The sequence below is a fragment of the Desulfamplus magnetovallimortis genome (assembly GCF_900170035.1).
Taxonomy (GTDB): domain Bacteria; phylum Desulfobacterota; class Desulfobacteria; order Desulfobacterales; family Desulfobacteraceae; genus Desulfamplus; species Desulfamplus magnetovallimortis.
Map to the genome: position 1 here is coordinate 1 of NZ_LT828618.1, position 811 is coordinate 811.

Below are 811 nucleotides of genomic sequence, written 5' to 3' on the forward strand. Positions count from 1 at the left end.
CACTAATTTCGATCATCTCAACCATGATATCTCCTATGTTAATTGCTCCGTTTCATTGAAATATACGCTAAACGCCAATCGGTTGATTGTAAGCCAGTGTGAAAAAAAAGATGGGCATGGGGAGGATATCGAAAATACGAAAAGTTATAGAAAAAAAAGAGGTAAATCACAGCCGGACAGCTATGATTGCACCATCATCAATTTTTGTGCGCACTTCACCTGTGGGGAATGCCAAGGGTTAATCTCTGTGCTGTGATGCCCGGCCAAACAAAAAAGGAGCGTTCCTTTCGACGCCACCGGACTGTTGATAAAAATCCAGGGCAAATGCATCCGGCCCCCGGATGGGAGTACCGTCATTCCGGGATTGATAGGTAAGAAGAATTTCAATAAAATTTTCAAAACCATCGCCCCCGTGCAACTGCTCATGATTTGTTTTAGATGAGGCACTGGTGTCTGATGATAGAAAATCTCCAAGAGCGATTTGAATCATTTGCTGCCAGAAGAGAAGTGTGCTGATATTGATGAAATCTGCCACGTCTTTTAAATGATTTAACTCCATTTCGATTACGTCCATCGCTTCGAAAAGGCTCAATTTACGGGAAATTCTCAGCCATACGGCTTTTATCATGAAATTCAGGGATAATTGGCGGTAGGGGACAAGCATATAAGGCAACAAAGAAAAAGTAACATGGTCACATGTCCGGGCATTTCCTTTGTCATGGCATAGATATCTTGAAATTGGCAGGTCTGTTGTTGAGAAACCGCTCTGTGGGCAAATTGCTGTCCGAAAATAGTATCCATGAAATGTGGC

General features: G+C 42.5%; 2 protein-coding genes. One reads left to right on the forward strand and one right to left on the reverse strand.

The window, feature by feature from the left end; all coding sequences use genetic code 11:
- The coding region (locus tag MTBBW1_RS29320; protein ID WP_222424207.1) for a hypothetical protein at nt 1–256 on the forward strand (256 nt) is incomplete at its 5' end.
- Here the strand turns inward: MTBBW1_RS29320 and MTBBW1_RS27295 are convergent.
- Complete coding sequence (locus MTBBW1_RS27295; protein ID WP_139786945.1) at nt 239–628, reverse strand: hypothetical protein; 390 nt, start codon at nt 626–628, stop codon at nt 239–241. The genes MTBBW1_RS29320 and MTBBW1_RS27295 overlap by 18 nt on opposite strands.
- Nucleotides 629–811: the final 183 nt, after the last annotated feature.

What these genes read in the sequence shown, in the direction of transcription:
- MTBBW1_RS27295 (WP_139786945.1), bottom strand. Translation starts at nt 628, where the DNA reads ATGATAAAAGCCGTATGGCTGAGAATTTCCCGTAAATTGAGCCTTTTC.